The organism is Aminobacter sp. J41 (assembly GCF_000526635.1).
Taxonomy (GTDB): Bacteria; Pseudomonadota; Alphaproteobacteria; order Rhizobiales; family Rhizobiaceae; genus Aerobium.
In genome coordinates this window covers 1-7,232 of the sequence record NZ_JAGL01000066.1, presented here as the reverse complement: position 1 = coordinate 7,232, position 7,232 = coordinate 1, and the positions used below count along the sequence as shown (strand labels likewise).

The 7,232-nt window shown below is 63.2% G+C and carries 3 protein-coding genes; 1 reads left to right on the top strand and 2 read right to left on the bottom strand.

All coding sequences use genetic code 11. From position 1 onward, the window contains the following. Positions 1–276, top strand: a 276-nt coding sequence (locus L630_RS0120025) for a transposase domain-containing protein (RefSeq protein ID WP_024849964.1), incomplete at its 5' end; no start/stop codon positions are given. A 115-nt stretch (positions 277–391) separates the two neighbouring features. Here L630_RS0120025 and L630_RS0120020 read toward each other — a convergent pair. Further along, positions 392–1,867, bottom strand: coding sequence for a hypothetical protein (locus tag L630_RS0120020; protein ID WP_024849963.1), 1,476 nt, complete (start codon positions 1,865–1,867; stop codon positions 392–394). Continuing rightward, the gene (locus tag L630_RS0120015) at positions 1,860–6,863 is read right to left on the bottom strand and encodes an AAA domain-containing protein (protein WP_024849962.1); all 5,004 of its coding nucleotides are present in this window, start codon (positions 6,861–6,863) and stop codon (positions 1,860–1,862) included. The genes L630_RS0120020 and L630_RS0120015 overlap by 8 nt, the downstream gene beginning before the upstream one ends. Positions 6,864–7,232 lie beyond the last annotated feature (369 nt).

The window sequence follows — 7,232 nt, the reverse complement described above, 5'->3', positions numbered from 1 at the left end:
GATGGGCGCGTCGAAATCGACTCCAACATCGTTGAACGCAGTATCCGCCCCATCGCCCTCAATCGGAAAAATGCCCTCTTCGCCGGTTCCGATGGCGGTGGAGAGCACTGGGCAACCATCGCCTCGCTGATCGAGACCTGCAAGCTCAACGGCGTTGACCCGTACGCTTACCTCGCCAACGTCATCACCCGCATCGTCGCCGGTCACCCGCAGAACCAGATCGACGACCTGCTGCCATGGGCCTACGTCCCCGCGCCACTCAAGGCCGTGGCCTGAGAACAGCGGTTACCCTTGATTGCGCAACGAAGCAACATCACAGGCGGGGCAGCCGCTCAGGGGCCGTCTGCTGACTGTCTGGTTCTGCCCGACGTTCGGTCCACGAGGGCCTTGGCTATCCAGTTGCCGCTCGCGACTGAAGCGCGTAGAGGAGGCGGGCATGCAGGCTTGGTTCACGCGTAAAAGGCCAGAGCCTGTCCGCCGCGAAGGTCTGCGTGCGGGCAACTATGCCTTCGTCAAACGACGCCCAGCCCAAGGGAACTGCGTATCCCGATGAGGCACCAATAGGTGCATGAACAAGTGCAGCCACCGCAACGTGAGGGACGATCATGATCTCCAGCGCGGGCGGAATATCGCTGGAATCCGCGCTCAACACCTCGTCGAAGGTCCTGTCGATAAACCATGCCGCCTTACCGGGAAACAGGCAGACGGCGCGCAGTTCATTCGCGCTTGCAGGAGCGGCTGCCGCGATCCTGCGGCGGAGATAGGAAAGCGTGTCCCTTTGTTGGGTGGTTGCTCCCCAGAGACGGGTCTGCGGGGCTACCGAAAAGACGAACTCCGGCTGCTCCGCGCTGCCGCGCAAACCATAATCGACCACCTCAAGAAATCGCCGCGCGTTTGCTTCGGTGTAAAGAGGGCCGATGACAGGTACGGTCTTGCGGTCTACGCGCGGCTCGCCCGCCCGTCCGACCGCCTCCCGCCAATAGCGACTTACGTTCAGGCCGGCTCTTGTGACAAAATCCTTTAGAAAGTCCGGTGCCAGTTCCGCGAGCACCTCGTAGGCTTGCAGAGCGCCGACCTGGTTGCCGTTGACCTTCAGGTCATCGACCAGCATGGCCGCTGCGCTCTCGATCTGCGGCCGGTCGGCAATCTCATGCTCGGCTCGCCAGGAGCTTAGGTCTATTTCCGGGAGGCTGGGCGCGGACGCCTGTGCGAATACCCTCACGCGCACCGGAACCTGAAAACGATCCTTTGGAACGACCTTGTCCACAGAGTACAGGTCCCGCTGCTGAATCTGCTCGCGGTCGCGGCGTTCGGCCAGTTCATGGAAGAACCTGCTGAAACGCTCGAATATCCTGTCCCCGACCTTTCCTGTTCCGCCGGGGTCGGCTAGCGGCATCTCCGGCAGCGACATTTCCAAGGAGTCGAGGGCGCGCGCGGGCTGCGGCGCGATGGCCAGCAGGTCGAATCCGAGGTCGCGGCGGCGTTCCTCGACGGTGTAGATGGCAGGATCGTCGGCACCCTCCCTGAAAAGGGCATCGCCTGCGGACGTAAGCCAGAGGCGACCCTCCCGCCGCTCAACGAATCCGGGTCCTGTGGCCTCGTTGAGGACGTAGTTGATCTCTGCCTGCTCGAACCCGAAGAACGCGGCGGCAGAGTCCTCCTCAATTCCCGGAACCGCCTTCACCAGCCGCAACAGGAATTCAAGGCTCTGGCTGACCTTGCCCAGTATCGCGACCTTGTACGCGACCTCATACTTGCGGCACGGCAGAAGCACGTCATAAACACCGACTTCCACCGTGCGGTCCTCGTCGGCCGGCAGCAGTTCATGTCCCTTCAAACGCAGGAGCGGGCGCGGTTGGTTAGCCATGCGCACCTCCCTGGGCCCGCGCTCTCCGAGGACGCGCCGCCGTTTCCAGCCCTGGCTGCGCCCCTGCGCGTCCGATGATGTCCTCGGCACTGACCGCGCGCGCCGCCCCCTGCGCAACCTGCCGCCCGAACGATTCCGCCATGCGCCCCATGGGCCCCTGCGGGGACCACCGCCCCCTTACGCCTACGATCACCAGCCGGTCCATAGCGCGGCTGACGGCGACGTTGATCCGGTTGGGCGTTGTCAGGAATCCTTCGCGCACACGCCGCACTCCCGCCTCCATCGGCCCTTCTTCGTTGTTCCTCACCAGAGAGAGAATGACTACTGGGTTTTCCTTCCCCTGGTAGCTATCGACCGTTCCTACCTTCAAGTGACGGTCTAGAAGATAGGCGAGCGCCGACTGGCGCAGCTTCCGGCGTATGAGATCGCGCTGCGCGGCGTACATGCAGATCACCCCGATGCTGGCAGGATGCTTCTGCTGCGTGAGCAGCCATGTCCGGAACGGCTCGTGGCTGTGCCAGTCCTCCAACATCGCCACGATGGCGTCCGCTTCCACCCGGTTGATGCGGCTCTTCCCGCCTTCTTCCGGCCGCTCTGCGGCGGCTTCGCCCATGCCGTCCGTCTCGATCCAGAGCAGCGGCATATCGAGTCCTGCGGGGAGAACTGCTGGGTCGATTTCCGGAGTCTCACGCCCGGCATGAAGCGGCAAATCGGGATAGAAAGCCTCCGAAACGACCTGCCCGATGGGCGCCAGCATCCGGTATTGCGTCTTGAGTCGCGCACCGGCTGCGGCGCCGTACGGCGTGGTGATGACGCGCTCGAAATCGCTGCGCTTGATTTCACGCTTTGCTACGCCTGTGCGCTCGGCAACTGCATTGACGACCTCCGCCTTGTGCTGCGGCTCCAGCTGCGCGTGATCACCCACAAGTACGGCCCAGCGGGCCGCTTGCAGCGGCACTAGTAGTTCGCTGGCCGTACAGCGGGCCGCCTCATCAACGATGACAAGATCGAATGCCGTGGCGGTCAACCCGAGCGCGGTGCGCCCCAGGCCCACGCAGGTGCCGGCAACGATCTGGCGCGTCCCGGCAAGAAAGCTCTCGAAGCTGCGCTGCGCGCGCGAAACGCTGCCTACGAAATCCCGGCCAATGGCGGCAGCCCGGCAAAGCCGGTCAAATCGGTCGGCACCGGCGCCGCGAGCGTGGCGCTGCATGACCGCCCACGCGACCTCGTCCGGAAATGTTGACCATTCGCGCGCCTCTTCCCCGTCGAGCAGAGCCGCGGCATCAAGCCTTTCGAGGTGCCGGCGCAGGGTGTCCAGCAGGCTGTTCAAGCGCCGCTCATCCCTGTCCTCCTGCTTTGTCAGGTCAGCGAGGCTTTCCGCTAGGGGGCGGATAGTCGTCTCGATGGCGGCGATTTCGTCGGCGGCGCTTTCGGGGAGCCCCAGGGCACCGGCGATCTCCGCGAGGCGGTCGCGGAAAGACGCCCGGAACCGATCCTTGAAACCTTGCTCGACCTTCGGCGTGTGGTAGGCGCGAAGCGGCAGCGAAACCTGCTCCTCGTCCCGTCCGATCCGCAGAAGGCTCGGCTGCACCCCGCCGTTGCGGAAAAGGGTAAGCACCGCTTCGGCCGCCGTGTTCACCGCCTCATGGGACTGGCTGGCCAGCAGCACATTGCGCGCCAGCCCTTTCGTTAGTGCATAATGTGCAAGCGCCGCGATGAAGCGAGTCTTGCCGGTTCCCGGCGGCCCTTGCAACAGTCCGACCGGCCGGTTCGCTACAATACGCACGAAGGCCGCTTCCTGGTCGGGATTGAGCCCGTAGATGCCGAGCGAACTCGCGGCGGGCTGGTGACCGACGTTCGAGGGCATCGCTCCAGTTCGCGGGTCGAATACACCCAGAAGGTCGCGTGATCGCCCGTTGCCTGCCAGTATCCGGTCAACGGCGTCCGTCCTCCGTTTCAGGCTCTGGCGTTCCAAGTGGCTCCAGAAGCGCAGGCGCTGCCCAGCGTCGACGATATGTGCCTGGTTCGCCATGTTTGTGTCGCTGGCGTCGATAACCGCCAAGTCCGATCGCGATGACTGGAGGTCGAGCTGGCCGATGCGGCGCCACACGCCCTTCTTGTCCTGTCGTTCTACGCCAACGGTATCGTGGCGCGCGAACTCGAACGCTCCGCTTTCAAGCTCGATGGGCACCTTGTGACGGCCAGATCCGCGATCGAAAACGCTTTCGACTTGCGCGATACCCTCGATAGTAAGCTCGTTCTCGACGTCGATAAGTGCACGCCAGAGCGCCGCCACGTCGATGGACGCCGGGCCGACGACAGGCCGGGCCGCAAGCTCCTCGGCAAGGACGTCCTCGGCCGTATCTTCCGCGACCGGCGCTGCGGCAGGATCTTCGACATCGATTGGTGCGGGGGCCGACCCCGTCAATTCCGCCTCGATCCTTTCCTGCACCTCAGGGAGTGCCAGAAGAGGCGCTAGCCCTGATAGGTCGTTCACAAGAGCGCTTTCGACCAAAAGGGTAGCCGCGACCATGTGGAATTCCTGAGCGGCGCTACGCTTAATCTGCCGCTGCTCCAGCCTGCGGCGCCTTGCGAATACTGGCTGTCCGTTGTTGTCCAGCCGGATATCCAGCTCCTCAGCTGCTCCGCGCAGCACGAGGAAAAGCGTGCCCCGCGCGGCATCGCGGCGCACACGCAGGAAAATATAACCCTCGTCCGGGTCAATCGGGCCGATGGCCGCGCCGACAATGCTGACGGCGTAGTGGGCGGCATCGCCCGCGTCGTCTGCCGCCGGCGCGTTCAGCCGCGCAAGCGTCGACTCGACCTGGTCGAGAAGCGGCAGGAGCGTGGAGAGACGCGGCTCTTTTTCCCGGCAGTCCGCGATGGCTCTCGCGATTTCGCGCGCATCGCGCTCGCCCAGTGCGGCGCAGTTGAACACTTCCTCCGCTATTCTGGTGACCGCGAACCGGTCACGCTCGAAAAGGCTGCCCGACAAAGGGGCATAAGCCGCTGTTGTGCGCTCACCGTCTGCCCGTGGCGAGAAATCAAACGCGTCAAGGAGGACCGGAGCGTTTTCGGCAGACACAATAATGTTGGCGGGCGATATGTCGCCGTGCCCCCGGCCGCTCTCATGCAGCGCATCGACCGTTCGGATCAGGCGCTCCACGAATGCTAGCGCCACCGAGGGCGTCATGAAATCCTCCGGCGGTGCGGCCAACACCGCCGCGAGAGTCGGGCCTTCGACCCAGTCCTGTACGAGGGCTATGGAGTCGCCGAGCCACAACGCCTCTCGGACAGTCGGAAGTCCCTCAGGACGGTCGGCCTTCGCTGCGGCCGCCTTGTCAAGAAAGGACAGGATGGATGCACCCTCGCGCGCCGTGTCGCCCCATGAAGCCTGTTTCCAGAGCTTCACGGAAACCGGCGCGCCGCCGTTCTGGCTCCGCCACATTTCCACGCGGTCATTTTCGATGACGAGGTCCGACTCCGGGAAGGCTGCCAAGAGCTGCCGTACCGACCGGATGACGCCTCGATGCCGTTCAAGCCGGGAGATGATCTCATCCCGCGTTGGACGTTGCGCAGTGGCGCGGTTAAAGGCCTGCAAGGCTTGGATGGCGTCCGAGTAGCGGCGGGACGGGTCGAGTTCCAGCGCCTCGGCGAACCAGTCGTGTAGTGCACGGAAGGTCCCGGTTCCGTCGATCTCGGGGTCCCATTCCGGCGGACTGCCACCGGGAATTTTTCCGAACAGCAGCTGGTGGACGGCGACCGCCGCGAGGAACACGTCGCGGCACTGGGGGCCGCGCTCCACGCCCAAGTGGTCTTCCGGCACATCGACGCTGGCGAGAAACTGGTAACGGGCCTCACCAAGGGATTTGACCTCCGGGAAGCGCGCGGCCATCAGGTGAGAGAACTTGGCGGTGGTCGGCGCCTCGAGCCAGATGCTATGGCCGCCAAGGTCGAGATGCGCGGCATCCTGCCCGTGAAGAATCGCCGCCGAAGCGAGAATCTGACGCGCCAGCTCGATCTTCTCGGAAGGCGCGAGCCGCACCGCTTCGGTTTCGGCGAACACGCCGAGCCTCTGCATACGGCGTCGGCGGTCATAGACTTCCCAATAATGCACCCCCCGCTCCGGATCGTCGATCTTCGGGGGAAGCAGGGTTTGTTCGGCGGCGCTGCTGCGATCCTTGAGCCAGTGATAGACGACGTGTTCCCGCCCGGCGATTTCCCGACGCCCTTCATCGTTCTGGAAACGGACGTCTGGGCATTTGGTGAAATCCCAAAGACGCAGTGTGCCAAGGTTGTTCTTGTTGCCTTCCTCGGCGGCCTCATACTCACGGTATATGTCCTGCGGATGCGAGAATGTCGGCACGTCCTCGGCGACGAACCGCTCGAAACGCCGTCGCCCCGGCTGGAATGGAGAACTGGGACCGGCATTGAAGAAGCGGTGAAGACGCTCTTTCCAGAACGTGTCAGTCAACGGCGTGGAAAGGTATGCGCCCGGGACATTCCCGAACGCGGCGCGTTCCCTGCCGCTGTCCTTCACGATGCTCAAGAACTCGTCGGCGGTCAGAACCTTTGCTTTTTCAGTTTCGGCTATGTCCGTGCGGTCGGCCTTTCCCGTCAGGACGACCAGCCCCTCTATCCGCGGCAGGGGAAGGTCCTTAGTTTCAGGCCTCTTCTTAAACTCGGCGCTCAGCAGCGGAAGTATGTCGCGCGTGATGCCGGCGATCTTCGCGACGGGGGACGGGTCTCTATCGACTCCATTTAGATGCCAGCGGCCATCGACACTTGCAATCTTTCCATACCAGTCTTTCAGGTCGATCAGGAATATCCGCTTGTCGGAGACGATCACGACATCGATCTCGCGCGCACGGCCCACGCCCAGAACGAGGTCAAGGTTTGTGAACGCATACCAATCGGCGGGCAGTTCAGCCCTGAACCGTTCGATGCCATTTATCTCGCGTTTGTGCACGCCGCGGCCGGCGTTTGTTATCTTCATAGAGCCCCACCCAGAAAGGTGCTCAAGTTATAATCAGACTTCGACCGATCATCGAAGCCTTTTTGATCACCTATTGTGGAAATCCTTGCGCAAGAGGGGCACTCATGAACGACCACCTGATTGCGCGCGGTGGATTTGTCGAAACCGCTCTGAACGCGAGTAGTGATGCCCCGCCGTCAGGGTCGCCGAGTACGAACCGAAACGTCCGCTTCTAAGCGGTGGCACCGCCAGCCTGGACATCCGAAATGGGGGCGCAAAGCGGTCATTTGTCTACACATGGGACGTCCCCGTCGGGCTCAGGCAAAGTTTGCCTCGTCAGATACAATCCGAGCCATGTGGTACATGGACAGGTTATGCCGACAGCGGTTT